Source organism: Hymenobacter sp. (assembly GCF_036388155.1).
GTDB lineage: Bacteria > Bacteroidota > Bacteroidia > Cytophagales > Hymenobacteraceae > Hymenobacter.
Window position 1 is genome coordinate 14,093 of sequence record NZ_DASVSI010000139.1, and the last position, 25,593, is coordinate 39,685.

At 65.1% G+C, this 25,593-nt stretch carries 31 protein-coding genes, 1 tRNA gene and 1 pseudogene; 18 read left to right on the forward strand and 15 right to left on the reverse strand.

The genetic code is table 11. The features are described 5' to 3' along the window. Positions 1–50: 50 nt before the first annotated feature. Entirely contained in the window at positions 51–1,304 is a 1,254-nt protein-coding gene (locus VF629_RS19500) for a site-2 protease family protein (protein ID WP_331060181.1), read from the reverse strand. Continuing rightward, positions 1,267–1,926 (reverse strand): HAD family phosphatase, encoded by a 660-nt coding sequence (locus VF629_RS19505; RefSeq protein WP_331060182.1) that lies wholly within the window; start codon positions 1,924–1,926, stop codon positions 1,267–1,269. Before VF629_RS19505 ends, VF629_RS19500 begins: the two co-directional genes overlap by 38 nt. A gap of 98 nt (positions 1,927–2,024) precedes the next feature. Here VF629_RS19505 and VF629_RS19510 point away from each other — a divergent pair. Next, positions 2,025–2,098, forward strand: a tRNA-Ile gene (locus tag VF629_RS19510). Positions 2,099–2,270: 172 nt separating this feature from the next. Here VF629_RS19510 and VF629_RS19515 read toward each other — a convergent pair. The 3 genes from VF629_RS19515 to VF629_RS19525 form a co-directional block, all read right to left on the reverse strand. Continuing rightward, on the reverse strand, positions 2,271–2,498 hold the full coding sequence (locus tag VF629_RS19515; RefSeq protein WP_331060183.1) for a hypothetical protein: 228 nt from the start codon (positions 2,496–2,498) through the stop codon (positions 2,271–2,273). A gap of 131 nt (positions 2,499–2,629) precedes the next feature. Further along, positions 2,630–2,911 (reverse strand): hypothetical protein, encoded by a 282-nt coding sequence (locus VF629_RS19520; RefSeq protein ID WP_331060184.1) that lies wholly within the window; start codon positions 2,909–2,911, stop codon positions 2,630–2,632. Next, the gene (locus VF629_RS19525) at positions 2,887–3,420 is read right to left on the reverse strand and encodes a hypothetical protein (protein WP_331060185.1); all 534 of its coding nucleotides are present in this window, start codon (positions 3,418–3,420) and stop codon (positions 2,887–2,889) included. The genes VF629_RS19520 and VF629_RS19525 overlap by 25 nt, the downstream gene beginning before the upstream one ends. A 661-nt stretch (positions 3,421–4,081) precedes the next feature. Between VF629_RS19525 and VF629_RS19530 the strand changes: the two genes are divergently transcribed. The 3 genes from VF629_RS19530 to VF629_RS19540 all read left to right on the forward strand — a co-directional run bounded on the left by VF629_RS19530 (position 4,082) and on the right by VF629_RS19540 (position 7,643). Next, positions 4,082–4,945: a BLUF domain-containing protein gene (locus VF629_RS19530; protein WP_331060186.1), complete on the forward strand. Its 864-nt coding sequence runs from the start codon at positions 4,082–4,084 to the stop codon at positions 4,943–4,945. A gap of 188 nt (positions 4,946–5,133) precedes the next feature. Next, the gene (locus tag VF629_RS19535) at positions 5,134–6,198 is read left to right on the forward strand and encodes a chemotaxis protein CheB (RefSeq protein WP_331060187.1); all 1,065 of its coding nucleotides are present in this window, start codon (positions 5,134–5,136) and stop codon (positions 6,196–6,198) included. 68 nt (positions 6,199–6,266) lie between these two features. Next, positions 6,267–7,643 (forward strand): sensor histidine kinase, encoded by a 1,377-nt coding sequence (locus VF629_RS19540; protein WP_331060188.1) that lies wholly within the window; start codon positions 6,267–6,269, stop codon positions 7,641–7,643. Between the two features lie 157 nt (positions 7,644–7,800). On the opposite strand, the gene VF629_RS19545 is transcribed toward VF629_RS19540, so the two are convergent. Beyond that, positions 7,801–8,058, reverse strand: a complete 258-nt coding sequence (locus VF629_RS19545; RefSeq protein WP_331060189.1) for a hypothetical protein — start codon at positions 8,056–8,058, stop codon at positions 7,801–7,803. A 37-nt stretch (positions 8,059–8,095) separates the two neighbouring features. Here VF629_RS19545 and VF629_RS19550 point away from each other — a divergent pair, with 37 nt between their 5' ends. After that, positions 8,096–9,193, forward strand: a complete 1,098-nt coding sequence (locus VF629_RS19550) for a PAS domain-containing sensor histidine kinase (protein ID WP_331060190.1) — start codon at positions 8,096–8,098, stop codon at positions 9,191–9,193. A 366-nt stretch (positions 9,194–9,559) separates the two neighbouring features. Here the strand turns inward: VF629_RS19550 and VF629_RS19555 are convergent, their stop codons facing one another. Both VF629_RS19555 and VF629_RS19560 read right to left on the reverse strand, forming a co-directional pair. Next, a complete protein-coding gene (locus VF629_RS19555) occupies positions 9,560–9,979 on the reverse strand; it encodes a response regulator (protein ID WP_331060191.1) in 420 nt (139 codons plus the stop codon). An 11-nt stretch (positions 9,980–9,990) separates the two neighbouring features. Further along, complete coding sequence (locus VF629_RS19560; protein WP_331060192.1) at positions 9,991–12,510, reverse strand: PAS domain S-box protein; 2,520 nt, start codon at positions 12,508–12,510, stop codon at positions 9,991–9,993. A 547-nt stretch (positions 12,511–13,057) separates the two neighbouring features. On the opposite strand from VF629_RS19560, the gene VF629_RS19565 reads away from it, so the two are divergent. Further along, the gene (locus tag VF629_RS19565; RefSeq protein WP_331060193.1) at positions 13,058–13,333 is read left to right on the forward strand and encodes a hypothetical protein; all 276 of its coding nucleotides are present in this window, start codon (positions 13,058–13,060) and stop codon (positions 13,331–13,333) included. 118 nt (positions 13,334–13,451) lie between these two features. Next, a complete protein-coding gene (locus VF629_RS19570) occupies positions 13,452–13,676 on the forward strand; it encodes a hypothetical protein (protein WP_331060194.1) in 225 nt (74 codons plus the stop codon). 36 nt (positions 13,677–13,712) lie between these two features. Here VF629_RS19570 and VF629_RS19575 read toward each other — a convergent pair whose 3' ends face one another. After that, positions 13,713–14,282: a hypothetical protein gene (locus VF629_RS19575; RefSeq protein ID WP_331060195.1), complete on the reverse strand. Its 570-nt coding sequence runs from the start codon at positions 14,280–14,282 to the stop codon at positions 13,713–13,715. 298 nt (positions 14,283–14,580) lie between these two features. On the opposite strand from VF629_RS19575, the gene VF629_RS19580 reads away from it, so the two are divergent. After that, positions 14,581–14,841, forward strand: coding sequence for a hypothetical protein (locus VF629_RS19580; protein ID WP_331060196.1), 261 nt, complete (start codon positions 14,581–14,583; stop codon positions 14,839–14,841). 41 nt (positions 14,842–14,882) lie between these two features. Beyond that, positions 14,883–15,188 (forward strand): hypothetical protein, encoded by a 306-nt coding sequence (locus tag VF629_RS19585; RefSeq protein WP_331060197.1) that lies wholly within the window; start codon positions 14,883–14,885, stop codon positions 15,186–15,188. Between the two features lie 267 nt (positions 15,189–15,455). Here VF629_RS19585 and VF629_RS19590 read toward each other — a convergent pair whose 3' ends face one another. Next, positions 15,456–16,688, reverse strand: a complete 1,233-nt coding sequence (locus tag VF629_RS19590) for an NADP-dependent isocitrate dehydrogenase (protein ID WP_331060198.1) — start codon at positions 16,686–16,688, stop codon at positions 15,456–15,458. 341 nt (positions 16,689–17,029) lie between these two features. Between VF629_RS19590 and VF629_RS19595 the strand changes: the two genes are divergently transcribed. From VF629_RS19595 to VF629_RS19610, 4 genes are all read left to right on the forward strand, one after another. Next, on the forward strand, positions 17,030–17,497 hold the full coding sequence (locus tag VF629_RS19595; RefSeq protein ID WP_331060199.1) for a hypothetical protein: 468 nt from the start codon (positions 17,030–17,032) through the stop codon (positions 17,495–17,497). 106 nt (positions 17,498–17,603) lie between these two features. After that, the gene (locus VF629_RS19600) at positions 17,604–17,978 is read left to right on the forward strand and encodes a hypothetical protein (protein ID WP_331060200.1); all 375 of its coding nucleotides are present in this window, start codon (positions 17,604–17,606) and stop codon (positions 17,976–17,978) included. Positions 17,979–18,129: 151 nt separating this feature from the next. Then, on the forward strand, positions 18,130–18,393 hold the full coding sequence (locus VF629_RS19605) for a hypothetical protein (protein WP_331060201.1): 264 nt from the start codon (positions 18,130–18,132) through the stop codon (positions 18,391–18,393). A gap of 3 nt (positions 18,394–18,396) precedes the next feature. After that, positions 18,397–18,984, forward strand: a complete 588-nt coding sequence (locus tag VF629_RS19610; protein ID WP_331060202.1) for a DNA-3-methyladenine glycosylase I — start codon at positions 18,397–18,399, stop codon at positions 18,982–18,984. Here VF629_RS19610 and VF629_RS19615 read toward each other — a convergent pair. Next, positions 18,981–19,379: a hypothetical protein gene (locus VF629_RS19615; RefSeq protein WP_331060203.1), complete on the reverse strand. Its 399-nt coding sequence runs from the start codon at positions 19,377–19,379 to the stop codon at positions 18,981–18,983. The two genes, VF629_RS19610 and VF629_RS19615, sit on opposite strands and share 4 nt — an antisense overlap. A 146-nt stretch (positions 19,380–19,525) precedes the next feature. Here VF629_RS19615 and VF629_RS19620 point away from each other — a divergent pair, with 146 nt between their 5' ends. Further along, on the forward strand, positions 19,526–19,966 hold the full coding sequence (locus tag VF629_RS19620) for a hypothetical protein (protein WP_331060204.1): 441 nt from the start codon (positions 19,526–19,528) through the stop codon (positions 19,964–19,966). 44 nt (positions 19,967–20,010) lie between these two features. Here VF629_RS19620 and VF629_RS19625 read toward each other — a convergent pair whose 3' ends face one another. Next, positions 20,011–20,250, reverse strand: a complete 240-nt coding sequence (locus tag VF629_RS19625; protein WP_331060205.1) for a hypothetical protein — start codon at positions 20,248–20,250, stop codon at positions 20,011–20,013. Positions 20,251–20,626: 376 nt separating this feature from the next. On the opposite strand from VF629_RS19625, the gene VF629_RS19630 reads away from it, so the two are divergent. The 4 genes from VF629_RS19630 to VF629_RS19645 all read left to right on the forward strand — a co-directional run bounded on the left by VF629_RS19630 (position 20,627) and on the right by VF629_RS19645 (position 24,045). Next, a complete protein-coding gene (locus VF629_RS19630; protein WP_331060206.1) occupies positions 20,627–20,791 on the forward strand; it encodes a hypothetical protein in 165 nt (54 codons plus the stop codon). 13 nt (positions 20,792–20,804) lie between these two features. Continuing rightward, positions 20,805–21,938, forward strand: a complete 1,134-nt coding sequence (locus VF629_RS19635; protein ID WP_331060207.1) for a DUF692 family multinuclear iron-containing protein — start codon at positions 20,805–20,807, stop codon at positions 21,936–21,938. A 500-nt stretch (positions 21,939–22,438) separates the two neighbouring features. Further along, the gene (locus tag VF629_RS19640; protein ID WP_331060208.1) at positions 22,439–22,777 is read left to right on the forward strand and encodes a hypothetical protein; all 339 of its coding nucleotides are present in this window, start codon (positions 22,439–22,441) and stop codon (positions 22,775–22,777) included. Positions 22,778–22,896: 119 nt separating this feature from the next. Continuing rightward, positions 22,897–24,045, forward strand: a complete 1,149-nt coding sequence (locus VF629_RS19645; RefSeq protein WP_331060209.1) for an acyltransferase — start codon at positions 22,897–22,899, stop codon at positions 24,043–24,045. Between the two features lie 106 nt (positions 24,046–24,151). On the opposite strand, the gene VF629_RS19650 is transcribed toward VF629_RS19645, so the two are convergent. From VF629_RS19650 to VF629_RS19660, 3 genes and pseudogenes are all read right to left on the reverse strand, one after another. After that, positions 24,152–24,934 carry a DUF2490 domain-containing protein gene (locus VF629_RS19650; protein WP_331060210.1) on the reverse strand — a complete coding sequence of 261 codons (783 nt, stop codon included), beginning with the start codon at positions 24,932–24,934 and terminating at the stop codon, positions 24,152–24,154. A gap of 75 nt (positions 24,935–25,009) precedes the next feature. Next, positions 25,010–25,381, reverse strand: a complete 372-nt coding sequence (locus tag VF629_RS19655) for a DMT family transporter (RefSeq protein WP_331060211.1) — start codon at positions 25,379–25,381, stop codon at positions 25,010–25,012. Next, positions 25,378–25,593: pseudogene (locus VF629_RS19660) on the reverse strand (hypothetical protein); the annotation flags it as partial. The pseudogene VF629_RS19660 and the gene VF629_RS19655, both read right to left, overlap by 4 nt.

The following is a 25,593-nucleotide window of genomic DNA, read 5'->3' on the forward strand; positions in this document are numbered from 1 at the left end:
ATAAATTCAGCCGGAATATTTCCGGTAATTTTTTCCTGCGCCGGGCGGCTTTAGCGGAAGGGGCTGGGCGTGAAGCACACCACAAAAATAGCCACCATCACCCAGCCCAACACCTGGCGGCCGGCGCTCAGGCGGCGCTCGTCGGGCGCCGGAGGGTGGTAGATGCCCGTGAGCCGACCCAGCAGCAAGCCAAACACCAGCCAGCCGGGGTTGCCCGTGGCGCCGGGAAAAGCCAGCGTGGTGGCCAGCTGCGCCGCCCAGATGCTCGCGGCCAGCAGCAGGCCCTGGCGCGGCGTGGGCAGCACCCGCCAAAACAGCAGCCCCAGGTAGAGGGCATAGGCCGGGCCGCCGTACAGCCAGGTATCGGCGCTGCTCTGCCACGTAAACAGCCCCAGCCCCGCATAAAACACGAAGGCCGTGAAAAGCAGCGGCGCGAGTCGGTTGTAGATGCGGTGACCCAGCAGCCCGTACAGGATGTGCCCGCCGTCGAGCTGGCCCAGGGGCAGCAGGTTGAGCGCCGTGAAAAACAAGCTCAGCGCCCCGGCCAGCAGCACGGGGTAGTGCAGCAGCTCGTTGGGATGGGGCAGCAAAGCCGGGTTGGCAAACGCCGTTTCGAGCCACTGGTAAACCAGCGGTTTGGCGATGGTGAGGCCCGTGGCGCCGGGCGGGTACACGTAGCGGGCGTAGTCGGCCCCGTAGGGCGTGTACTCCGGGTGCACGCTGAACAAATACTCCAGCGGCGGCAGGTGCGTGAAGCCGTAAATGAGCAGCGGCACCGCGACCAGGAAGCCCGCCAACGGTCCGGCCAGGCCAATGTCGAAGAACTCGCGCCGCGAAAAAATGCGGTCCTTGATGCGGATGACGGCCCCGAACGTGCCCAGCCCCAGCGGAAAAGGAATGTAGTAGGGCAGCGAGGTACGCACCCGGTTGCGCCGGGCCGTGAAGTAATGCCCGAACTCGTGCACCGTGAGCACCCCCAAAAAAGGCAGCGCAAACCACAGCCCGCGTTGCAGCTCGGCCCACAGCGCGGGCCCACGGAGCTGGAACACCTCAAGCGGCAAAAAGTCGAGAGGAGACTCGCGCGCCTGGGTCAGCTGGATGCCCGCCAGCGTCGTGGTGACCAGCGTAATCAGAAATAAGCCGATGTGCACCACCGCCTGGCGCAGCGGCGAAGGCTCCGGCCGCTCGAAGCGACGAAACAGGCGCCGGGCGCGCGCCAGCCGGGCCGCGGCCGGCGAAGGCGCCTCCTCGGTTTGGAAAGAAGGGTCAGGCAGTGGCGGGGGCGTATTCTCGGGGAAAGGCACGGAGGGCTTCGGGGAGGGCGGAGGTGAGGGTGAGCGGCGGGGCCAGGTGCAGCACCCGCAGCCCCAGGCGCCGGGCGGTGGCCACGTGCTGCGGACTGTCCTCGATGAACAACACGTCTTCGGGCTGCCAGTTCATTTCGGCCAGCGCGTGCCGAAAGATTTCTTCGCCCGGCTTGCGCAGGCCCACCTCCTGGGAGTAAAACACGCGGTCCAGCACATCGGCAATGCCGTGTTTGAAACCGTACTGGGTGGCCAGCCGCCGGTTGATTTCGGCAATGTGGAGCGTGTTGGTGTTGCTGAGCAGGGCGGTTTGGTGGCCCTGCTGGCGCAGCTGCCCAATGAGCGCCAGCCGCTCGGCGGGCACGTCGAGCAAGATGGCGTGCCAGGCGGCGTCAATCTCGGCGTCGGTTGCGTCCAGGTCGTAGGCCTCGCGCAAGCCCGCCCGGAATTCAGCCGCGGAGAGGTGCCCGGTTTCAAACCGGTCGAACAATTCGGACTGCTGGGCCTGGGTGAAGGCAATGTTGCGGCCGGCGCGGCTGAGGCGGCGCATGGCGGCGGGGGTGGCCTCGTAGTCGAGGTCGATGATGACGCCGCCAAAATCGAAGAGCAAGTGGGGGAGCATAAACAAGCTTGGTTTTCCGTCGACAAAGGTCGTACTTTTGTGCCGTTGGAGGGCCGGCAGCGGCAGGGTTGAGGTGAAAGATGACTTCCTCCAGCACCGGGCCTATAGCTCAATCGGTTAGAGCAACTGACTCATAATCAGTAGGTCACTGGTTCGATTCCAGTTGGGCCCACGAAAAGGCCACTTACGATACCGTAAGTGGCCTTTCTTTATTATTGCCCCGGTCAGCAATGGCCAGTCTCTGTTAAATCGAATGGGTTGTCGATAAAAACCGCCGGTATATTCAACACAACCCCTTTTCCAGGACCGGCCCAGCACCCGGAGTCAACGTTTCCGGCCGGGGCTTAGCTCGCGTCGGCCAGGACCAAGTGATGAACGGGCAGGACCACAAACCGGGGGTGGTGGCGCAGTTCGTCGTGGTTGTGGCGGGCCCACGCCAGGGCGTCGGCTTCTGTGTCAAAGGCCGGCGGCGCCCCGGCCACGGGCCGCAGCATTTGGTGGGGCGTATGGCTTACGGGGTCGCTTTCCAGCCGCAGGCCGAACAGGGCGTATTGGGTGACGAGTTGATACATGCCCCAAAGGTATAAGCCCCGGCGTATTCCCTCTTTATGGGCATTCGGACGCCGGTCGTCGGCGGGTTTGACTACGCTTTCATCGGGGCGTATTCCCTCTTTATGGGCATTCGGACCCGTTGGCCGAACGACTACTCGCTTGGTGTGGGCCGGCTGCCGGGCTCCTTCGAAGGCATTGCCGGGAACGGCGGCCACTTCAGGTCGGGCAGGCGGACCCGTTGCCCGCTGCCGTTGGTCCGGGTCGAGTCCGCCCCGAACTGCAACAGCAAGTGCAGCACGCGCCGCTGGGTGGGCGGCAGCCGGGCGGCGTCAAACAAGACGGGCGTCGAATTCAGGAAGGCGCTGCTGCGGCCGTTGGGGTCGGCGCCGTGCCGCAACAGGACTTCCACTAGGTCGTCGCGGCCCAGCTGCACGGCGCAATCAACGGGGTCTCGTGTTGGGCGCGTTCGTTGGGGTCGGCGCCGCACGCCAGCAGCAAACGGAGGTGGGCCGCGTTGCCCGCGGCGATGGAGGGCAGCAGGCTGGTGCGGCGCAGCACCGCCCACGGCAGCAGCGCCAAGCCAACCGCGGCGGCGAGCAGGGCCCGCCGGCCGGGGCGCGGCAGGGGCATGGCCGGCAGAATCAGGACGCTGGTCAGGCCCACAAACCACCCGGCAAAGAGCCACGGGGAGGCAGCGAAGTAGCACAGGGCGATGCCGGCTGCGCCGGCCCCCAACAGAAAGAGCCCCCACGCCGCGGCCGCCGATGCATTCCAGGCCAGGCGAGGCGCCTGCACGAGCAGCGTGCAGAAGCCGGCGCCCCACAGCAGAAAACCGCTCAGCCAGTACAGCGGCCCTACGTAAGCCGTCACCGAGCCCAACGCCACCGCAAGGAGCGCAACGGTCCACAAACCAACCAGCAGGCGTCGAGTTGCCCGGGGCATGACGGAAAGGTAGTGCCGGAATCCTCTTTGGCCTGCCAACCCTTTGCTTAAACGGCCGCTGTCGCCCTTGTTGTAGGAGTGATGGGGTTCTTCCAAACGGGCCGATTTACACGCCGAGGTTGAGCGGTGCGGGGAAGGGCCCAAGCTCTCCAGACCCCGCGCGACCGGCAGGATTCTCAATGCTGTTTTACCACTCAGGGGGGCAGCGGGAGCGGGGGGTGGCCGAGGGCTCGGGATGCCCGGCTGCTCGGCGGTCTAGGCGTGGGCTCACCTCACCCCGGGCGCCCCCTTTTCGTGCCCCGCTCGGTAGTCGGTCAAGGCGTCTTGGGCTGCCCGTTGCTGTATCAACAACACGCAAGGGTTGGTTTAACACCTGGGGTGCAGAACAAAGCCCGGCCCACAGCTGAGAGCGCCAACGCGTCAGGACCTGCTCTCTCCGTGGGTACGTCCCACTCCAAGAATGCCCGCATGTCCCGCAAATAAACGCCATTAGGTGACCGTGGAGAAGGCAATGGGACGTATTCGGCCCCCAGGAAGAGGAAGAATTCGAGGGAAGGCCGGTTGTCGTTTTAAAAAAAGCTCCTCCGTTCGCAGTCACTTCCGGGCAAACGGCCGTATGCTGCGGCACGGGTTCCCTTGCCGAACCCAGGCCCGCCGATTTATGCGCAAACTACCCGGCATACTGTTGGTGGACGACGACGCCACGAGCGCCTTTCTCACCCAGCGGCTGCTCCACAAGCTCGCGGTGGCCGACCAAGTGGTCGCGGCCCCGAACGGCACCGAAGGCCTGCGGGTACTGCAGCACCTGCTGGCCCCGCCGGCCCCCGCGCACGCGGCCCCGTGGCTCGTGCTGCTGGACCTGCACATGCCCGTGCTCGACGGCTTCGGGTTCCTGGAAGCGTGCCGGCGGCTGCCCGCAGCCCAGCGGCAGCGGATGGCCATGGTCGTGCTCACCACTTCCCTGCACGGGGCCGACTTGGAGCGCCTGCAGGGCTTGCCCATCAGCGGCCTGGTCCCCAAGCCGCTAACCGAAGCCAAGGTGCGCGCCATCCTGCGCGGGAACCTGCCGGTACCGGCGCTTCCCGGACCGGACCCGGCCGCCGGCGTGTTCCAACTGCTCTACCACAGCCGCGCCACCCAACCATTGGCTGAAGCCGAGGTGTACGAGTTGCTCAGTCAGTCCCGGCAAGCCAACGCCGCCGCCCAGATTACGGGCGTGCTCGTGTACCGGGACGAGTGGTTCGTGCAGCTGCTCGAAGGGCCCGAGGCGGCGGTGCGGGCCACGTACGCCCGCATTCGGCAGGACCCGCGCCACACTGAAGTCGTGACCCTCGCCGAGGCCCCGGCCCGGCCCCGCTGCTTTGTGCCCTGGCGCATGGCCCTGGGCCGGAACACCACGCCGAACGTGGCCCGCCTGTTTGCCGCAGTGCTGTCGTCCCCGGCCGGGGACGAGGAAGGGGGCGCGCGAATCGAAGCGCTGCTGCAGGCCGCGTGCGGGGCGCTGGAAGACGAGGCAGACGGGTGAGCCCGGGCCGCTAACGATTTCCTTTTTTGACGCAGGAGGGGGTTGGTTATTCCTGGACAGCAGGGGCTTAACCCAGAACAGGCTCCGTGCCTGACAACCGCACCAAGCGGGCTGCGTTTACCCGTTACGGTCCAGCTCAATCGAACCGCCTCACGCCACCTTCGGGTGAGGGTTTACCTCCCAATTTCATGGCCGCCACCGCCGCTAAACCATCCAGTAAGCGCTACCGGGACATTGTCGTCATCGGGGCTTCCTCCGGGGGCGTGACGGCCTTGATGGAACTGGTGAAAACCCTGCCGGCCGACTTTCCGGCCCCGATATTTGTGGTCCAGCACATTCCGGCCGATTCGCCGAGCCTGTTGCCCCGGCTGCTGAGCGCCGTGTCCGCCCTGCCCGCCCGGCACCCCGAAAACGGCGAAGTCGTCGCGCCCGGCACCATCTACGTGGCCCCGCCCGACCACCACCTGCTGCTGGAAGACGACCGGGTGCTGGTGACGCGCGGCCCCAAGGAAAACCGCTTCCGCCCCTCTGTGGACGCCCTGTTCCGTTCGGCGGCCTACACCTACGGCCCGCGCGTGATTGGCGTGGTGCTCACCGGCTACCTCGACGACGGCACCTCCGGCCTGTGGAGCGTGCAGCGCATGGGCGGCGTGGCCGTCGTGCAGGAACCCGGCGACGCCGAGCAACCGTCCATGCCCACCAACGCCCTGGAGTTCGTGGCGGCCGACCACGTGGTGCCCCTGGCCCAACTGGGGACGCTGCTCGTGCGCCTGACCCAAGAGCGGGCGCCCGCCAAAACCCGCCTGCCCGCCGCCGAGCTGGACCTGCTGACCATCGAGCTGACCATTGCCAAACAGGGCGGCGGCTTCGAGCTGGGCATCATCGACAAAGGCAAGCTCACGCCGTTCACCTGCCCGGACTGCCACGGCGCACTCACGCAGCTCATCGAGGGCAAACTGATTCGGTACCGCTGCCACACGGGGCACGCCTACACCGTCAGCGCGCTGCTCAGCGAGGTGACCCAGTCGGTGGAAAGCATGCTCTACCAGTCCATGCGGGGCCTGGAGGAAACCAGCTTGCTGCTCCAGAACCTGGGCCATCATTTTGAGGCAACTAAGCAGGCCGAGGTGGCCAACGCCTTTTTTCGCAAAGCGAAGGACACCGGCCAACAGGCCCGGGTGGTGCACGAGTCGATTCTGCAGCACGAGGCTTTGAGCGGCGACCTGCAATTCCAGCGCCCGCCGGAAGCGTAAGGAGCTGGCACGGCGGTTGCCGCCCGTAGAAGGACTACCTTACATCCCCTTACCTTTCCTTGGCCATCGTGATAGTTTCCGCCATCCCTCCCTCCGGCGCGGACGCCGCCCAGCGTTCTCGGCTGGCGGCGCTGCTGCGGGACTCCCCGGTTGGCCTGGCCAGCCTGTCCGGACCGGAGCACATGGTCACGGTCACCAACGCGCGGTTCCGGCAGCTGGCGGGCCCCCGGCCGCTGGCCGGCCTGCGGTTGCGGGAGGCACTCCCCGAGTTGCAGGACCAGCCCTTCTTCGCGTTGCTCGACCAGGCGTACCAGACGGGCGCCATCGGCCACGGCCACGAGGAAGTGCAGCTGACGACCCAGGCGCCCGGGGACCCGCGCGGGCCGGTGTACTTCACCTTTCTGGCCCAAGCGGTGCGGGACCCGGCCGGCGCGGTGACGGGCCTGCTGCTGTTCGCCTACGACGTGAGTGCGCACGTCCAGGCCCGGCTACCGGCCGACGGCCACGGGCTGGGGCCGGCCCTGACCGCCCACCAGCTCGCCTTGGCCAACGAGGCGCTGGCCGTGACCAACGAAGAGCTCACCGTCAGCCACGAGCAGTTGCTCTTCAGCAACGCCGAACTGGCGACCGCCAACGAGCAGCTGCGCGTCGCCCTGGCCGACAACCAGGCCCAGGCCCTCGACTTCTCCCACCTCAGCGCCCGCCACGACGTGCTGGACACCGCCCACCAGCACCTGGCCCGCGCCAACGTGGACCTCGACGCCTTTGTGTACACGGCCTCGCACGATTTGCAAGGCCCCATCGACAACCTCGACGGCTTGCTGCACGCCCTGCGCGAGGAACTGCCCGAAACCGAACGGGCGGCGCCCGTGGCGCGCATCCTCGAGCTCATGCACGAGTCGGTGGAGCGCTTCCAGCACACGCTGCGGGAATTGTCGGCCATCGCCCGCGTTAAGCCGGTTCCGGGCCAACCGCTGCCGCTGGTGCCGCTGGCCGACGTGGTGCGCGACGTGCTGCTGGACCTAGCCCTGCCGCTGGTGGAAGCCGACGTGCAGCTCACGGTGCAGGTGGACGCCTGCCCCGCCATCGCCTTTGCGGAAAAGAACCTGCGCTCGGTGGTCTACAACCTGCTCAGCAATGCCGTCAAGTACCGCCACCCCGACCGCGTGCCCGAGGTGCAGCTGCGGTGCCGCCGGGACGCGCACCACACCGTGCTGGAAGTGCAGGACAACGGCCTGGGCGTGGACCTGCCGCCCGGCCCGCCCGCCTTCGCCCTGTTTCAGCGCTTCCACACCCACGTCGACGGCTCCGGCGTGGGCCTGTACATGGTGCAAAAGCTGGTGGAAAACGAAGGGGGCCGCCTGGAAGTCACCAGCGCGCCCGGCTGCGGCTCCACCTTTCGGGTCTATTTTCCCCAGCCCGCACCCGCTGCTCCCGTCGCGTAGCCGGGGGCGCCGCTCGCCAACCGGAAGAACGCGCCGAGCCTAGACGCGGGAGGATGGCCCCCGGAAGCGACGCCGACGGGGAAAGGCACCCACCATCCCCGTGGCCGGCCGACGCCAAGCCTCGTTGGCGGGCGCCCAGCCTGATTGTCTCCTGTGCTCATAAGAAAAGGCGATGAATGCGAGAGGAACCGAACCGATGGACGATGGCGAAGCAGAGCGTCGGCACCTCGTTGAGCGGGTCTTCGCCGCCGTGGAGCGAACGGGCGGCGTAGCCAGTCCGGTTGCCCGTCAGCTCTACGGCCGCCACGTGGCCGGCGAGCTGACCCTGGGCCAGGTCTGTCACCGCATCGACCAGCACGCCGCCGCCGTCGCGGCCCAAGCCCGCGCCGCCATTGGGTGGGTTGAATAAGGGCAAAAGGAAGTATATTCGTTTGTAAACAAGCCGTATCGGAATGTCCGAGTCATCCGCCTTCTTTATGAAGCAGGCGGAAGCCGGCATTCATATCCAGTTCATTTACGACGTGTCGGCCGGCCGGGTCGTGTTTGTGAACGCCGCCTACGCGGCCGTGCTGGGTGGTAATCCGGCCGCGGTAAACGCCGAGTGGCCCGCCCTGCTGGCCCGCCTGCACCCCGACGACCGCCCGTTCCTGGCCCGCTACTGGCAGCACTGGGTGCAGGGCCGCATGCCCGACGAGGTGGAGTTTCGCTTGCTGACGGTGGGCACCGCCGACCGTTGGTTCTGCCTGACCCCGGGCTACGACCAAACGACGGACGGGCGCGTGCTCATCGGCGGGACGCTGCGCGACGTGAGCGCGGCGAAAGTCTACCAGGCCAACGCCGATGCCTTTAGCGCCCGCAAAAACGCCGTGCTCGAAATCCTGTCCCACGATTTGAGCGGCGCGTTTGCCCTCGTGGAGCAAATCGCGGACTACCTGCACCGGGAAGTGTCGGCCCCGGCCGACAGCCGCGTTCCCGAGCTGCTGCGCGTGCTCGAAACCACCAGCCAGAAAAGCCGGCGCATGATTCGCGACCTGATTGCGGTGGAGTTCCTGGCCTCGGCCAACACGGACCTGAAGCGCAGCCGGGTGGACGTGGCGGCCGTGCTGCGCGAGCCCCTGGACCAGCTGCAGCACGGGCAAGAACTGTTGGGCCAGCGCTTCACCTATTCGTTGCCGACGCAGCCCGTGTACGCCCAGCTGGACGTGAACAAGTTCACCCAGGTGCTCACCAACCTGGTCAGCAACGCGCTCAAGTTCACCCCCGACGGGGGGCAGGTGCACGTCGAAGTGGAACCCGGCCCGGGCTGCGTGCGCCTGCACGTGCAGGACAGCGGCGTCGGCATTCCCGCCGCGGTGCTGCCGCGCTTGTTCGAGCGCTTCACCCCGGCCCGGCGGCCCGGCCTGCGCGGCGAGCCGACCACGGGCCTGGGCCTGGTGCTGTGCAAAACCATCGTGGAGTGGCACCATGGGACGATTTCGGTGGCCAGCGCAGAGGGGCAGGGCACGGCCTTCACCGTGGAAATACCCCAAGCCGATGAGCCCACGGGGTAAGTGACAGCAGCTAGGAACCAGGAGGAACGCCGCTCCCCAATTCCCCACACAACCCAAGTGGCCGAGCGCCGAAAAAAGACCGGAGCCCTGTTTCCTGCCGGGTGAACCGGGCCCGGCTGACGGTGGCCGCCAGAATCCGCGCTGCGGGGCTGGTGGGCTTGCCCAGGGCTTCCAACGCCTCCAGGCTCAGCTTCCCGTTGCAAGTCCCCAAGCAAAACCGGCGAAACACCCGCCCCGTGCTGCCGGGCCACTGCCCCCGTTTAAGCCTAGAGCGAGCCCGGCCGCGGGACCGCCTTCGCCCTCGTTTTTCCCGCCTACTCCCGTTGTTTGCGTAAACGGGTCCGGGCCGCACCGCCACGGGGCGGCTCAGCTGGCGGGCTGGCCGAAGTGCTCCCGCAGCACCTGCTGGATTTTCTCGGTGGTGAGGGGCTTGGTGAGGTAGCCGGCGATGGGCAGGCGCTGCATCTGCTCGACGTCTTTCGGGTTGAGCGAGGTGGTGAGCATGATGATGATGACCGACGGATGGCGGCGCGCCGGCGCTTTGGTGTAGGCTTCCAGAAACTCCATCCCGTTCATGATGGGCATCTTCATGTCGAGCAGAATCAGGGCCGGGCAGGTGGGCGAGGTGGGGTGCTCGCAGTGCTCCTGCAGCAACTCGAGGGCTTCGCGGCCATTGGTGGCCACCAACACTTTATCGGCGACGGCCAAGCGCCGGAGCAGGGCCTGGTTGAGGAAATTGGTGGTGTCGTCGTCGTCGACGAGCAGGGTGCAGGAGATGGTGGACATCGGCAGAGAATTTAGGGAACAGCCGGGCCGGCCAGGGCCCCGTCGGGTTGGAGAAGGTGGACGAAGAAGGTGGTGCCGGCCCCGAGCTGGCTGTGCACTTCGACGCGGCCGCCGGCGTTTTCGACCATGCGCTTGACCATGTACAGGCCGATGCCGGTGCCTTCGACGTGGTCGTGGAAGCGCTGGAACATGCCAAAGAGCTTGGGCAGCTGGTGCTGGGCAATGCCCAGGCCGTTGTCGTGCACTTCGAGCACGGTATGACCGGGCCGGACGTGGGCGCGCACGTCCACGTGGGGCCGGCGGTCGGGGTGGCGGTACTTGAGGGCGTTGCTCAGCAGGTTGTACACGATGCTGCGCAAGTTCTTCTCTGAGAAGAGGATGGGCGGCAGTTCGGCGACGTCGACCAGCAGGCGGGCGTTGGCGTCGCGGAGCACCGGGGCCAGGTCGAGGCGCACGGCCTCGATGACCACCGCCAAACTCACGGCGGTGGCATCCGGGCTGTGCGCTTGCTGGAGCTTGGAGACTTCGGTGAGCTGCTCGATGGTGCGCTTGAAGCGTTCCACCGAATCGAGCATCTTGGCGAGCGTGGGGGCCACGTATTCGCCGGCTTTCACGTCGGCGGGAAGCTCCTGTTGGAGCAGGTAGAGCAGGCCTTCGATGTTGCTGATGGGGGCCTTCAGGTCGTGGCTGGCCGTGTAGATGAAGTTGTCGAGGTCGGCGTTGGTGCGCGTGAGCTGCGCGTTGGTGGCCTGCAAGCCGTCTTGCGCCAGCTGCTGCTCGTGCACGTCGATGACCGTGCCGACGATGCCGACGTACTCCCCATCGCCGCCGAAGTGGGGCAGGCCCGTGTCGGTGGCCCAGCGGTACACCCCGTCGTGGCGCCGCAGCCGGTAGAGGCAGTGGAACGGCACGCGCCGGGCGTTGGCATCGAGAAACGTTTGCCCCGCCATCTCGGCGTCGTCGGGGTGCACGGCGTGGGTCCAGCCCAGGCCCAGGGCCTCGGCCTCGGTTTGGCCCGTGAACTGGTACCACTGCGCGTTCAGGTAGGTGCACTGCCCCGCGGGGTCGGTGACCCAGAGCATGGCCGGGGCCGCGTCGGCCATGGTGCGGAAACTGGCCTCGCGCTGCTCCAGCTGCTGGCGGGCGGCGACCTGTTGGGTGGTTTCGCTGGTCACCACGATGACGCCCCGCACCTGGCCTTGGGCGTTGCGCTGGGGCTGGTACACCACATCGAAGTACCCGGGAACGCGCTGGCCGTGGCGCGTGCGGGTGGCCGGCAGGTCCTGGACCACCAGCGAGGCGCCGCTGTTCAGCACTTTGGTCAGCCGCGCGGCGTACCCGGAGGCCCGCGCTTCGGGCAGGGCTTCGGCCAGGGGTTTGCCCAGCACCTCGGCGGCGGTTTGGCCCCACAGGTCGAGTTGGGCCGAATTGGCGAGCTTGACGAGCTGGTCGGGGCCCTCGAAGATGGCAATGGCCGCCGGAACTTGTTCAAACACCTCCTGCAGCTCGGTTTGCTGGGCTTCGAGCGCCTCGGTGCGCTGCTGGACCCGGGCTTCGAGCTCCTGGTTGAGGTCCAGCAAGTCCAGCTGGCTGCGCATGAGCTCGTCGTTGTTGGCCCGGATTTCTTCGTTGGCGGCGGCCAGCTCCTCGTTGAGCTCGGCGGTGGTGCGCTCCTGGGCTTCGACTTTCTGCCGGGCCGTCACGATTTCGGTCACGTCGGTGGCCACCACGAGCACGCCCGTCGTGTCGCCCGCCGCGTTGCGCTGGGGCTGGTAGACGAAGTTGAAGTAGATGGTTTCGAGGCGGCCGTGGCGGGCCAGCTGGAACGGCAGCTCGGTGCCAAAAAAAGGCTCGCCCGTGCGCAGCACGCCATCGAGCAGGGTGTCAACGCCCTGGCCCTGCAGCTCGGGCAGGGCCTCCAGCAGCGGCACGCCCAGCAGCTGCGCCTCGGGTTTTCCCCACAGCTCGCACACGGTGGGGTTGGCCAGGGCAATGCGGTAGGTGGGGCCGTCGAGCAGGGCCATGGCCGTGGGCGCCTGGTAGAGGACGTTGTGCAGGAGCTGGCGCTGGGCTTCGGCTTCGGCGTGGGCGGCCCGTTCGCGGGCCTGGGCCTCGCGCAGGGCCACTTCCACGGGCGAGCGGGGCTGGTCGGCCGTGTCGGTGAAGCTCACCAGCAGGCCGGGGCCGGAGCGGCGGGCGCTCACGCGGAAGTAGTTGTCGTAGCCGTCGGCCTGGTAGTTGGTTTCAAAGAAGCCGGGCTCGCCGGACGCGTAGGCGTCGCGGTGGAAAGCCAGGCTGCCGTTGCGCCGGCTCTCCGGAAAAAAATCCAAGTGGGTGCCCGCGGGCTGTGCCGGCAGGCGCAGCATGCGCTGGGCGGCGGGGTTGAGGTAGGCGAAGGCAAAGTCGAGGACCTGGCCGGGGGCCGCCGGGTCGAAGACGGGCAGGTAGTACACCAGGCCGGTGAGCGACACGTCGAGCACATCGCGCAGGAGCTCGTCGGCGGGAAGGAGGTCGGGGAAAGATTCGGCCACGAAAAGCTGGGCTACGCTAGCGGGTATGAAACGGGATAGAAGCAGTTGGCAAGGTAAAGCTTCGCACTGGGCACGGTGGGGCAATAACGGGTAAGCGGGCGAAGTGGTTTCTGTGGCTGCTTCGGGGAAGTGCCCGGCCCTGGGCTTACCGCCCGGCGCCGGCCGCGGCGAAGACTTGTTGGCGCAGCCTCCCCTGGGGGCGGCCCTGTGCCGGGTGCGCGAGGGCTAGGCGGCAGCACCGGCATGGCCAGCCCGGCCGCAGGGGTTGCGTACCAGTCCCTGTGACGAGCCGGGAAGCAAAATTCCTGCGGGTGGTGGCCGAAGGCTGGACCAAGGCCGGCCGCGGTGTTTCTTGGCCCGCGCCCGCCTCGCCAACAAAAAAGGGGGAGTAGTTCGTCGTGTATAAGAGCCCGTTCAACGCCCAAAACCCATAAGTTCTTGACCGCGGCACGGCCGTTGCTGAGTTTATTCTCGGCCCGGTCCTCCGCCCGGAACGGGGCCCTGTTGCAAATTTTTGGGGGCGGCCCGCACCAATTTTTGTTGTCCCATGGCTCTTACATCCTACGAGCGGCTGCGCATGACGCACCGCGCCTTGCTCCAGCAGCGCACCGCTGCCCCAACCTGGCAGCAGCTGTTGTCCGAATTGCCCACCCTCTTGGACGGTATCGTGGCGGACCGGCCCGCCTTGCAGGACGAGGTGGCGGCCATTCGCCCCTCCGTGCACCGAATCGCCGCCTACGTATCTACCTCCCCCGTCGTGGACGGGCAACGGGTGACGGAAGGCCTGCACCGCGTCTTGTCGCCCCTCTTTCCTTGCCAATAGTGGCCAGCTAGCCACGAAAGCCCTGCTTAGCTGATGGTGCGTTTGTACTTTGCTTCCATGATTCGGCACCACCACAGCACCGGAGAGAAGTAGCCCTCTATTCCAGGGTACTACTTGAATGTCCCGACCAACCAAACGCTGGGCCTGGAAACCCAATCACAAACGGCCCTGCCACAAGCAGTACTGGTATGCGCCTTCCGGCTCCTGGTACCACATGCGGCAGCATTGGAGCCGCCACCGCATGCAGGAAGCCAAAGCCCTTCGGTGGGTGGTAGATGACCCCGACTCCGACGTGCCATTCCCTTGCCATCACCACCACGGCCTGGCCCGGATGTGGTGGTAAAAGCAAAAGCCCCGCCCACCCGCGGGGCTTTTGCTTTTACCGGCCATAGCGCCTCCCCACGGGCGTGAGCGGAAAGGACACCGCGAGCCGCTTGCCCGACGGCAGCACGCACCGAAATTCTCCGCGCACGGTTTGCGAGTCGGGCGCGTACACGGCCCGGCCCGTGGCGTTGGGAACCAGCTCGTCTTCGGCGCTCACGGCCACTAAGTTGATGTCGTTGGGGCGCGCAGCGCCGGAACCCGCCGCAAAGCGGGCCCGCAGCTTGCGCCCGTCGGGCATGTCGCCCGATACGACCAGCACGCGCACCGTGTCGAAGCGGGCCTGCTCGATGCCGCCCCGGCCCAGCGAGTAGGGTAACAAGCCCGGCTGCCGCACCGTGAGCCGCACCGGCGGCGGGGTTGGGCGCCGCGCATCCTGCCGACGGGCGTGCCCGGCCTGCCAACTCCACCCGGCCACCCCAACCACCACCAGCAACCCCGCGCTCAGCACTGCGCCCACCAGGTTTTTTAGCCACTGCGGGGCCCATTCGCTGCGAAAGAAGAGCCGCAGCACTGCCAGAGGCGCGCCCACGCACACGGCAACCCCAGCACGAAGGCCAGCACGCAAAGCAACACAATGGCCCAGAAGAGGAAATAAAAGAATACCATGGCGTGGCACGCAGTAGCAAGCAGGTCGGGGGCCAAGCTACGCCGCAAACCAGCACAGTGGGCGCCTCGCCCGTCCCAAATCGTCTGTTTCTGCTAGCCCAGGCCGAATTGCCCGCCGGCCAGGCGGGCACGCTGGGCAAATACCTAGTGAATAAATCAGTAGTTGAGAACGACCCTTTCCGCATTTGTGCCGAAGGACCAGTGCTCCTGCGCCCCGGAACTTTGTCAACATCTTTATACAGATTAACTCTATAACCATGTTGGCTTCTCACTTGCACGACGCCGGATTCTTTCCCATCGAATGGCCAACCGCGCTGCCGGAACCCGTGGCGGGCCGCACGTACGTGCGGCCTTGCCCCCAGGGCGTGCTGCGGGTATTCGTGCCCGCCGAGTCCAAAGAGGTCGAGGTCTACGCCGGCCGGTTAACGGCCGGCGAGCTGCGCTACCGTGGCCCCGCACCCAGCGAAACCGAGCTGCGCCAGCTCATCATCAACGCATTTGGCCGGTCCATCCGCTGACCTCATTTGCTCTTCATTCCCTGCGCTTTACTTTCTGAGCTATGAAACCGAACTTCCTCTCATTCCAGCCGAAAAAAGCTTCTGCCGCGCCCGTCGTCTCGGTGGACCTGGACACCACAGATGCATTGTTGTGGGCCCGCACGCTGCCCCAAGACGCCCACTTTTCCGTCGACTGCGGGCGCTTGCGCTGCCAACGCACGCTCGGGGTGGGCTACGTGGTGTCGCAATTGCTGCTGCTGCGCCGCACCGGCGCCAAAATCTGGCTGCGCAACGTAAACGCACCATTGCAGCGCTGCCTGAGCTTGCTGCAGTTAGAGCGGCTTTTTCTCGTCGGCGACGCGCGCTAGCCCGGCTTTCCGCACCAGGGCAGCGGCCCGGAATGCCGGCTGCATAACGAAGCGGTTTCGCAAGTCGGCCCCGCCCGGTCCGACGCCCTAGGCGTCCGACCGGTTGCCATCAGCGCCGCCTGGGCCGCTTCACCGTCCCCTTTCAACGACAACCGGTCGGACGCTTAGGGCGTCGGACCAGCCAGCGACACTTTTCTTAAACCACTGCAATACCAAAAAAAAGCCCAGCCGCTTGCGTGGCTGGGCTTTTTTACTGCTTGGCTGAGTTTATTGGCCCAGCTTCACTTTCAGGTTCTCGTCGAGCGCGGCCAGGAACTCCTCGGTGTAGAGGTAGTCACGGCCGTGCTCCACTTTGTTGCCGTGGATGCACACGGCCAGGTCCTTGGTCATCTTGCCGCTTTCCACGGTTTCGACGCACACGGCCTCCAGGGCGTGGCAGAAATCGATGAGCGGCTGGTTGCCGTCCAGCTTGCCCCGGAATTCCAGGCCGCGCGTCCAGGCGAAGATGCTGGCAATGGGGTTGGTGGAGGTGGGTTTGCCGGCCTGGTGGTCGCGGTAGTGGCGCGTCACGGTGCCGTGGGCGGCTTCGGCCTCCATCACGGTGCCGTCGGGCGTCACCAGCACAGAAGTCATCAGGCCGAGCGAGCCGAAGCCCTGGGCCACGGTGTCGCTCTGCACGTCGCCGTCGTAGTTTTTGCAGGCCCACACGAAGTTGCCGTTCCACTTCAGCGCCGAGGCCACCATGTCGTCAATGAGGCGGTGCTCGTAGCTGATGCCGGCTTCCTTGAACTTGGCCAGGTAGTCCTGCTCGTAAATTTCCTGAAAGATGTCCTTGAAGCGGCCGTCGTACTTCTTCAGGATGGTGTTTTTGGTCGACAAGTACAAGGGCCAGCCTTTGCTCAGGGCCTGGTTGAAGCAGGCGTGCGCGAAGCCGCGGATGGACTCGTCGGTGTTGTACATGGCCAGGGCCACGCCGTCGCTCTTGAAGTTGAACACCTCAAACGACTGCGTTTCGCCGCCGTCTTCGGGCTGGAAGGTGATGGTGAGCTTGCCCTTGCCCTTGGTCACGAAATCGGTGGCGCGGTACTGGTCGCCGAAGGCGTGGCGGCCAATGCAGATGGGGGCCGTCCAGTTGGGCACCAGGCGGGGCACGTTGCTCATCACAATGGGCTCGCGGAAGACGGTGCCGTCGAGAATGTTGCGGATGGTGCCGTTGGGCGACTTCCACATCTGCTTCAGGCTGAACTCTTTCACCCGCTCTTCGTCGGGCGTGATGGTGGCGCACTTGATGCCGACCCCGAATTCTTTGATGGCGTTGGCCGCGTCGATGGTGACTTGGTCGTTGGTTTCGTCGCGGTACTCAATGCCCAAATCGAAGTACCGGATGTCCAGTTCCAGGTACGGCGTGATGAGTTTGTCTTTGATAAATTTCCAGATGATGCGCGTCATTTCGTCGCCATCCAACTCGACTACGGGGTTTGCTACGGTGATTTTGGTCATGGGTATTTTGGGCAGTGGTGAGAAGGGGGGACTACGTGGCGCGGCGGCGATGGTCGAGGCAGGCCTTCTTTTGCCTCGTGCCGTCGCGACGCGCTCGCGACCTCCAATGGCCGCAAACTTATGGCCCTTTTCGGTATTCGCAGCAGCTTGGCCATCCGTAGAATTTTGCCATGCGTTCGGGGCGGCATTGCCAACTTCGTTTCGTGGGGCGGCGTGAGGCAGCGGAACCCACTCCCTGGCGGGCCCGCCCCGGGGGCCGGTGGCCGGGCCACCGGCGCCCCATGGCCGCCGTGGCCCGGCGCGTTGGTACCTTTGCGGCCTTCCGTTACCATTGCCTTCCCATGAGCGAAACCCCTGCCAGCACCTTCGACAAAGCCCGAACGGGGCTGTGGACGAGCCTGCAGAAGCACCTAGCCACCGTTTACGAGGCAGAAAGCGCGTTTGCCAAAGCCGTGGCTTTCGCCGGAGGGGTGTTTCCCTTTGCCCCGTCGTCGGCCACGCCGGAGCAGCTGGAGAGCTTCACGTTTCGGCGGCGCGTGCTGCGCGACTTGTTCAGCGACGAAACCACTCAACTCGACACCCTCACCAAGGCCATTCGGGTGAAAGGCTACGCCGAGGACGAGAAAAAGCAGCTCTACCTGCTGCTGCTCGGCTACATGGACATTGCCGCCGCCGTGTTTGAGCGCCTGCAGACCCAGGTGCCCACCGCGCTGCCCAAAGACGAAGAGCTGGAAGAGACGCAGGCCAAGTTTGGCCGGGTGCGCAACTTTGCCCGGCTGAACGTGAAGGGAATTTCTGGGCTGCTGTAAGGGCAGAACCGCTTGATTTGCACCCATTTTGGCGGACAGATATTTTGCTTAATATTGCATACCCACGGACATTCACGAAGCATTGTTGGAAAACGAATACAGCCCTTTGCCTGCCCCGTCCTCCTCGCGGCGTCACCGCGTGAGCGGCGCCGTGCTGGCGGCCACCGCCACCAGGCTTTTGCCTTTGGTTGAGCTGCTCGACGCCATTCGGCCGCAGGTAGCCGACGAATCGGTGTTTCGCACCCGCCGGCGCAAGCTGGAAGAGCACATCAAGCAAGCCTATGCCGAGCTGCGCGCCGACAGGCCCAAGCACCGCGCTTTGCTCCACACATTCAGGATGATGGGCGAGCTGGTGGTGGAAGAAACCCGCGACATCAGCCCCGACGAACTCAAGCAAGCCGCCAAGGAAGTGGTGCTGGCCACCCTGAAAAATGCCCCCGGCCTGCTCAACGCCGCCCACCAAGCGCGGTTATTGTCGTAAAAAGCGGCACGTGCCGGCCCCGTAAGCCAAATTTTGCGCGCGGTGGCGGCGCAACACGTTGCGGTAAGTAGCTTGCGGCGTCATCGCCGGCCGCTCCGGGGCCGGCGGTTTTCTATTTTCACCCCCATCACCCCTTACTTTACTTTTGCTCATGGCGCTCAATTTTGATGAATTCCAGAAAGTCGTGGAAACGGCCCAGCAGGCCGACGCGGTAAAAACCGATTTGAAACGTGCCCTCAAAAAGGTGACCAGCGCCCTGGGTGGGCTGCAGGCGGCCCTGGAAGAAATGGAAACCGTGCTCTCCGACGAGTACGTGGCCACGCCCAAAACCCGCAAGCCGCGCGCCCCCAAAGAAGCCGGCGACCCCTCGGCCCCGGCCAAAAAGCCCGGCCGGCCCAAGAAAAGCCAAGCCTAAGCCGTGACGGCCACCTGCCCCTGGGCCCACGGCAGCGACCTGCTGCGGGCGTTTCACGACCACGAATGGGGCGAGCCGGTGGCCGATGCCGAGATTTTATTTGAGTACCTGGTGCTCCACACCTTTCAGCTGGGCTTCGACTTCCCGGTGGTGCTGAAGCGCCGCGAAGGGTTTCGGGAGCTGCTGGCCGGTTTCGACCCGGTGCGCCTGGCGCGCTGGAGCGAGGCCGAAATAGGCGAGGTAATCGAAAACCCCCGCATCCTGCGCAACCGGCGCAAGCTGGAAGCCACTGTGCAAAACGCGCAGGCCTGGCTCCGGCTGCGCGCCGAGGTTGGCGGCGATGCGGGGATTTTGCCGTTTTTCTACGCCTTTGTTGGCGGCCAGCCCGTGGACAACCGCCGGAGCCCGGCCAACCCCGTGCCACTTTCCACGCCCGAAAGCACGGCCATGAGCCAGGAGCTGAAACGCCGCGGGTTTGTGATGACCGGGCCCGTGACGTGCTACAACATCATGCAAACGGCGGGCCTTGTCAACGACCACCTTCTCAGCTGTTTCCGGCACGCGGAGTGCGTTGCGCTCGCTGGGCACTAAAGAGGTGGCAGCCGCCCCGCTGGGTTACGCGGCCCTGCCGGCGCGCAGTCTGGCAGGCCCAGCACGCCTATTAAATCCTGCACTTTTTGCAGGATGAGGTGCCACCCGGGGTCGGTGAAGATGCCCAGGTTGGTGTCGGGCTCGTCGTAGGCATCGAGTTGGCTTTTGAGGGCTTGCAGCTGCGCGCCGGCTTCTTCGCTCACGCCCGCCTGCTGCCAGGCCCGCAACGACAGAAACTCGGCAAACTTGCAGTCTTGGTAGAGCAGGCGCATGGCTTCCCGAAAAGGCTCTCCTTCGCTCATTTCCAGCGCCCAGCAGTTGCGGGGCTGGAGTTCTAGCAAGTGGCAGAGGGCCCGATGAATGTCGAGCTTCCAAAGAGCGTATTCGTTGGACATATGGTAGAAGGCGGAAAATGAGAGCGTAGGGCCTGATAACAAGGCAGGGTGCGCGCGGTTTGGAGTAGCCTGAACACTAGGAGGTGATTGTTAACCCAACCGGTTGCGCTCACTTCCGATGTAGTTTGCGGGGCTATTCATTCGCTATGCGAGTTCCCTTCTTTCCCGTTTCGTGCCTTTGGGCTGCGCTGGGCTCCATTACCGCAGGCTGCGTGCTAGCGGCCTGCGGCGGGGCACCCGACGAGGCCGTTTGTGCCGGCTTCAAAACCGGTCATTTTCAGTTTCGGCACCACGAGCCCGGCTTTCACCTCTCCTGGCTGATAAGCCGGACCGACTCCACCCAAACCGAAACCGACCAGCTACGCGGCGACGTTTCGGTGCTGGCCGTGCACTGGACGGGACCCTGCACCTACGACTTGCGCCTAATCAGCAGCACCAAGCCGTACCCGGATTCCATTCAGCGCATGCGCAAAACCGTGCCGCTGCACACCGAAATACTGGGCGGCACCGACGGCTACTACCTTTTCAAATCCTTTCGGGACAACTCCGACATGGTCATTGCCGATACCATGTGGGTGTTGAAGTAGAAGAGCACGGCAAATGGCGTGGCACATGCGTGGCTGCCCTGCAGCTAGCGGGTGCGGCTGGCGGGCGGCGACGGCGTTTGGCTGCCCAGCACGCGCCCCACTTTGGTGGGATTCACGAAGGGCACGGTGGCCCGGGGGGCGGGCCGCGACGGCAGCGTATCGGCGGCGAGGGTATCGGCGGCGGCGACGGGCGCTTGAGCGGTGGCGCCGGCGGCCGGCGCTTGGGACGGGGAGCTGTTGCAGGCGCCAAGCAGCACGCAAGCAGCCATGGTAAGTGCTTTCATAAGAGGCCACTCAAATAGAGTATGGGCGGTTTAACGGCCCCCCGGCCGTAACGTTGGTGAAAGTAGAAAAGGCTGGGCTTGCTGCACGCAATTTCCACGGGCCCCCTTATTACAATCGGGCCGTGGGACTGTTTCGGGGCCGGCGTGATGACTTCGCTGGCTGGAAGCGTCGCGCCCTAGGTATTTGCGAGGATATTGGCGAGAAAACCACGCAAGCGGGGCATTTCGGCCTTTCGCGCTGTCGGCGCAAGTGGAACGGCGTGGCTTGGTCGGAGGCGAGAAAAAAACACAGCGCCCGTGCAACGCGCAGGCTGGTTCAACGGTCAACCCCCCGAAAGCCGATATTCACGGTTGCACCATTTCAACCCCCAAACCCATGAAACTGTCGAAAGCCTTACTCGGAGCCATTTTGGTTGGCGTGACTGCCCAAGCTACGGGGTGCACAAAAGGAGAGGAGCCCAAGCCCAAGCAAGAGCAAAAGAAAAAGGGCGAAAGCGGCACCAAAACCCCAGACTACTGCCCTGGCTGCGGCATGGGCTAAGCCGCCGCAAGCCGTGGAAGACAACCCCGCAATGCTGGTTGCGCTGGCGTGTAATCTGGACGCGAACATTCTGTCGGCGGCCTTTCCGCTCCTGGAAGAGGGCAGGGTAGAGGCCATCGAATGGTCGTTCGACACGCTGTTTGGGATGGAAGCCGTGCCGGCGTGGTTTGAGGAACTGCTGGCCGCCTACAGCCAGCAACACCGGCTGATTGGCCACGGCGTATACTTTTCCCTGCTGTCGGGCCACTGGACGCCGGAGCAGCAGCGGTGGCTGCAGCACCTGAGCGAGCTGGCGGCGCGCTTCCGGTTCGACCAAGTGACCGAGCATTTCGGGTTTTTTACGGGCCAGAATTTTCATACCGGGGCGCCTTTGCCCGTGCCCTATTCCGCGGCCACGCTGCGCCTGGGGCAGGACCGGCTGAGCCGGCTGGCCCAGGCGTGCCGCTGCCCCGTGGGGCTCGAAAATCTGGCCTTTGCGTATGGTCTGGACGAGGTGAAGCAGCACGGCGAATTCCTCGACAAGCTCCTGGAACCCGTGAACGGCTTCATCATCCTGGACCTGCACAACCTCTACTGCCAGCTCCACAATTTCTCGGTTTCCTACGAAGCACTGATTGCGCTCTACCCCTTGCAGCGGGTGCGGGAAATCCATATTTCGGGCGGCAGCTGGGAAGATTCGGTGTTGGTGCCGAACAAAAAAATCCGCCGCGACACCCACGACGAAGCGGTGCCCGAGGAAGTGTTTGCCCTGCTGGAGCGCACCCTGCCGCTGTGCCCGCAGCTTAAATACGTGGTGCTGGAGCAGCTCGGCACCGGGCTGGCGACCGCGGCCAGCCAGGCGCAGTTCCGCCGGGACTTTGCGCGCATGGAAGCGGTGGTAACCAAGCACCGCGCAGGGCGTCCCGCCCAGCCCGCCGAGTCTTTTATGCCGCTGCAGCCGCTGGTGCCGGGCCCAGTGGTGACCGACGAAACGCTCAGCGAGCAACAACGGCTGCTTTCCCGGGTACTGGAAACGGCCCCATCGGCCGCTGCGGCCCAACTTGAGCTTAGCGCGTCGCCGCTGGCGCACACCAACTGGCAAGTGGAAAAGTGGGAGCCCCAGATGCTGGAAACCGCCATCAGCATTGCCCAGAAGTGGAAGCAGTAGCCGACAACCCGGCTGCTGAGAAGCGAAGCCGAGGCTGGGTCTGATGACGGGGGTAAGCAGTTTGAAGTACCAAGTGCAAGGGCAGAGCTCGACCAAAACGGGTATCGAAATTTCGGGCCTCAGCGCCCCGACCGTTGATGGCATAATGGCTTCGCCGTCAGAATAAACGGCCGGTTGAGGCTGGCACGGGCCATGGGGAGGCCCCTCGTGGAAATAATGGTTCAGATGGCTCCGTTGGGGGCTTCATGAAACTATAGCAAGTTGCGGACTACTCCCCGGTCCGACGCCCTAGGCGTCCGACCGGTTGTTGCGAGAACGAACTGCGTGCAACGGCGGGTATTGAAAGGCCTGAAAACTTCCAACGACAACCGGTCGGACGCCTAGGGCGTTGGACCGGGACCGTGCCAGCCACTCCGCAACCCGGGGTATACCTACTATTATTTGCATTTGCGCTCCTGCTGGGTGGCTGTGGCAAGAAAGACACACCCGACCCAAAACCGGTGGTATACGAACTGCTAGGTCCCTGGCAGCTAGAGAGTACCACGGACACCGATTACTCGTCCGAAGGTAAAATTACCCGGGAAGCCACTACGCCCTTTCGGCCCGGCGGCATCCTCGAAATAACGGCTACGGAACTCATCTACTCCAGCGACGGCCGAATAGACCGGCGCGAGACCTACACGCGGCAGGGCGATGTGCTGAAAATCGGCACTTCCACGGACCCCAGCAGCTCAAGCACCATCAAGGAGCTGACCGCCAACAAGCTGCTGCTCGTGAACCCCCGCTTTGGGGCAACGGGCACATACCCCGGCACCACCACGCTGGCGTACTCGCGCTAAGCCAACCGACGCGGCAAACAACCAGCGAAAGCCCTGCCAGCAACGGCTGGGCTTTTTTGTGCGGGAGCTGGGCGGGCCGGTGGGTGCTGTGCGAGCTTGCGCGACGCTTACTTTGTGCCATGGCCGGGCATCCTTCGAGCAGTTATTTTCCCGCCCTCACGGGGTTGCGAGCCGTGGCGGCGTTCATGGTATACCTGTCGCACAGCCAGCCGCTGCGGTTCATCACGGATTCGCCGGTGCTGTTGTCGCTGGATTTCACCATCGGCGTCAACATCTTTTTCGTGTTGAGCGGGTTTCTCATTACGCTTCGCTACGCCGAAAGCGCCACCCTGCGGGCCAGCTTCTGGCGGCCGTACCTGGCCAACCGGTTTGCGCGCGTCTACCCCATGTGGTGGCTGCTGTCTACCATTGCCTTGGTCTGGCGGCTGGGGCACCACGGCCAGAGCACAGTGGGCACCGAGGTGCGGCACTACCTGGCCAGCATCAGCTTCGTGCGGGGCTTTTCGAGCACGCTGCTCTATGCCCAGATTCAACAAGGCTGGACGCTGACCGTGGAGGAGTCATTTTACTTGCTGGCCCCGGTGCTCTTCGTGCTGTGGCGGAAGGGCAAGTCGGCCGCGGTGGTTTTTGGCCTTGCGGCGGTGGGGCTGCTCGCCGTTGGGAGCCTCTTGGTGGAAACCGTGGGCGGGCGCTTTGAGGGGTTTTTCAGCGACTATTACCTTGTGCTGTGCTGGACCATTGTGGGCCGGTGCGGGGAGTTTTTTGCGGGGGCGGGCCTGGCCTGCTGGCTGTTGCGGCGAGACGCCGGTGCGCAGCATCGGGGCGCGGCGCTCACCGCCCTGTCCATCGGGGGCATTTTGCTGGTGTTGCTGCTCGTTGGCTACGCCCGCCGGCTGCAGGTCCCGGAGATGACGGTTCGGCTGGTGCTGCTGCAGGGGCTGCTCACGTTGCCGCTGGTTGGGCTCTTGTACGGGCTACTCAGCGAGCGGACGTGGGCGAGCCGGGCCCTGGGTTCTGCCCCGGCCGTGGTGCTGGGCAAGGCTTCTTACATTTTTTACCTCATTCACATGGGGCCGGTGCACGACGCCATCTACCGGGGTGGCCCGGCGTGGGACACCCCCGGCCGGTGGGCGCTCGATTTGCTGGGCATCACGGCCTTGTCCGTTGCCGCGTATTATTGGATGGAAGCCCCGCTTAACCAGTTTTTCCGGCGGCGTCTGGCTGGGCAGCCGGTAGCGGCAGCAGCTTCTTTACATAAGCCGGCCTGAACCGCCGCGGCTGATTATCGACTGCTAACTTGTTCGTTATTAGAGCTGTGCTGAAATCCGGGCAAACCACGGACCACCGCGGGCCCAGCCAAGCAACGCTCGCGCCTCACTTCACCAAGCTAAAGCTGTAGTTCAGCCCTAAAATCACGCCGTGGTTGAACTCCACCACGGGCAGGTTGGTGGCGGGGTCGGGGTCGCCGTGCTGCGAAATCTGGTTCAGGTAATTGAGCTCCAACTGAAAGCCTTCGTGGAGTTGGTAGCCCAGGCCCCCGGAAAGGCGGTTTTGGTTGAACACGTTCAGGTTCACGTTTCGCCCAAACCCAAGGAACAGCTCGTCGAAGGCGTTGAAGTACCATTCGTGGTCGTCGAGGGTGCGGCCTTGCAGCGGCACGGTGGCCGCCAGCTGGTAGCGAATGCGGTTTTGGTACTGCCAGGCCTGCACCGCGCGCCGCCCGTTGTCGGCGAGCTGCCCAATCCAGCGCTGCTCCAGCCGCAGCCGGTGCGAGAGCACCACCCGGCCCGCGGTGTCGCTCACTTGCACGTCTTGGTAAAAGCGGCGCTCGGGAAAGGGCACGCCCGTGCTGGCCGTGGGGTAGCGGCCAAAGGGATGGGTGATGAACGAGGTGTAGCCCGCCGCCACCTGCACCCGCGGCAGCACTTGGTAGGCCAGCCCCAGCCGGGCCAGCCGCTGCTGCCAGCTGCGCCCCAGCCGGACGCCGCGGGCCTGGTACTCGGTGTGCAGCGTCCAATTGGCCGCCAGCTGATGGTCGCCGTTGTACTGAAACCAGCCCAGCGTGTTGTAGTCGGATACCCGGGTGGGCTGCGCCGAGCTCAGCCGGGGCAGCAAGCACAGCAGGCCGCCGCAGGCAAGAACTGAGAAATAGCGCATAGCAGCAAGACGAAGCCGCGCCCGCCAGGGTTGTCGCGCAACCGGCAGCACTCATCTTCCGGGCTCCGAATGCGGCTAGGGCAGGCGCCGCAAGCCCAGCACGCCCCCAATAATCATGGCCGTGAACAACATGTGCAGCCAGGAAAAAGGCTGCTTGAGGTACAGCACGTCCACCAGCTTGATGCCGATGACGGCCAGGGCCATCCAGGCGGCGTAGGCCGTGGCGGTGGGAATGGACCGCATGGCGGCGGACAAGAACAGGACGTTGGCCAACCCAAAACCCACGTAGGCCAGCAGCGGCAGCACCGGCAGCAGCACCGACGGCTGCGCGAAAGCGTGCAACCAGTCGACCTCCCGGATGCGCTGCATGTTGAGGGCTTTGAGGCTATACGTCCAGCAGACCTCCATGAAAGAGGCCATAAACAAATGAAACCAGGGATTAATCAACGGGGCAGGGCGGCAGCGGGCGTGAGGATAGGGGAAGCAGTAGGCGTTGGGGTGGCCGAGGCCACAAAGTTGCCGCCCGGCCGTTGAGCCGTTTCCAGCGGGGCCGTGCCCGGTAGGGCCGTGCCCGGCAGGGCCGAGCCCGGCTGGGCCGTGCCCGGCAGGGCCGAGCCCGGCAGGGCCGTGCCCGGCAGGGCCGGGCCCGGCAGGGCCGT

Excerpts from the sequence above, each read along its gene's own strand:
- VF629_RS19580 (WP_331060196.1), top strand. The coding sequence starts at position 14,581 with ATGTTGGCTTCTCACTTGCACGACGCCGGATTCTTTCCCATCGAATGG.
- VF629_RS19650 (WP_331060210.1), bottom strand. The coding sequence starts at position 24,934 with ATGCGCTATTTCTCAGTTCTTGCCTGCGGCGGCCTGCTGTGCTTGCTG.
- VF629_RS19555 (WP_331060191.1), bottom strand. The coding sequence starts at position 9,979 with ATGTCCACCATCTCCTGCACCCTGCTCGTCGACGACGACGACACCACC.
- VF629_RS19525 (WP_331060185.1), bottom strand. The coding sequence starts at position 3,420 with ATGCCCCGGGCAACTCGACGCCTGCTGGTTGGTTTGTGGACCGTTGCG.
- VF629_RS19505 (WP_331060182.1), bottom strand. The coding sequence starts at position 1,926 with ATGCTCCCCCACTTGCTCTTCGATTTTGGCGGCGTCATCATCGACCTC.
- VF629_RS19605 (WP_331060201.1), top strand. The coding sequence starts at position 18,130 with ATGGCGCTCAATTTTGATGAATTCCAGAAAGTCGTGGAAACGGCCCAG.
- VF629_RS19645 (WP_331060209.1), top strand. The coding sequence starts at position 22,897 with ATGGCCGGGCATCCTTCGAGCAGTTATTTTCCCGCCCTCACGGGGTTG.
- VF629_RS19615 (WP_331060203.1), bottom strand. The coding sequence starts at position 19,379 with ATGTCCAACGAATACGCTCTTTGGAAGCTCGACATTCATCGGGCCCTC.
- VF629_RS19595 (WP_331060199.1), top strand. The coding sequence starts at position 17,030 with ATGAGCGAAACCCCTGCCAGCACCTTCGACAAAGCCCGAACGGGGCTG.
- VF629_RS19620 (WP_331060204.1), top strand. The coding sequence starts at position 19,526 with ATGCGAGTTCCCTTCTTTCCCGTTTCGTGCCTTTGGGCTGCGCTGGGC.
- VF629_RS19590 (WP_331060198.1), bottom strand. The coding sequence starts at position 16,688 with ATGACCAAAATCACCGTAGCAAACCCCGTAGTCGAGTTGGATGGCGAC.
- VF629_RS19550 (WP_331060190.1), top strand. The coding sequence starts at position 8,096 with ATGTCCGAGTCATCCGCCTTCTTTATGAAGCAGGCGGAAGCCGGCATT.
- VF629_RS19565 (WP_331060193.1), top strand. The coding sequence starts at position 13,058 with ATGGCTCTTACATCCTACGAGCGGCTGCGCATGACGCACCGCGCCTTG.
- VF629_RS19630 (WP_331060206.1), top strand. The coding sequence starts at position 20,627 with ATGAAACTGTCGAAAGCCTTACTCGGAGCCATTTTGGTTGGCGTGACT.
- VF629_RS19625 (WP_331060205.1), bottom strand. The coding sequence starts at position 20,250 with ATGAAAGCACTTACCATGGCTGCTTGCGTGCTGCTTGGCGCCTGCAAC.
- VF629_RS19570 (WP_331060194.1), top strand. The coding sequence starts at position 13,452 with ATGTCCCGACCAACCAAACGCTGGGCCTGGAAACCCAATCACAAACGG.
- VF629_RS19585 (WP_331060197.1), top strand. The coding sequence starts at position 14,883 with ATGAAACCGAACTTCCTCTCATTCCAGCCGAAAAAAGCTTCTGCCGCG.
- VF629_RS19515 (WP_331060183.1), bottom strand. The coding sequence starts at position 2,498 with ATGTATCAACTCGTCACCCAATACGCCCTGTTCGGCCTGCGGCTGGAA.
- VF629_RS19530 (WP_331060186.1), top strand. The coding sequence starts at position 4,082 with ATGCGCAAACTACCCGGCATACTGTTGGTGGACGACGACGCCACGAGC.
- VF629_RS19535 (WP_331060187.1), top strand. The coding sequence starts at position 5,134 with ATGGCCGCCACCGCCGCTAAACCATCCAGTAAGCGCTACCGGGACATT.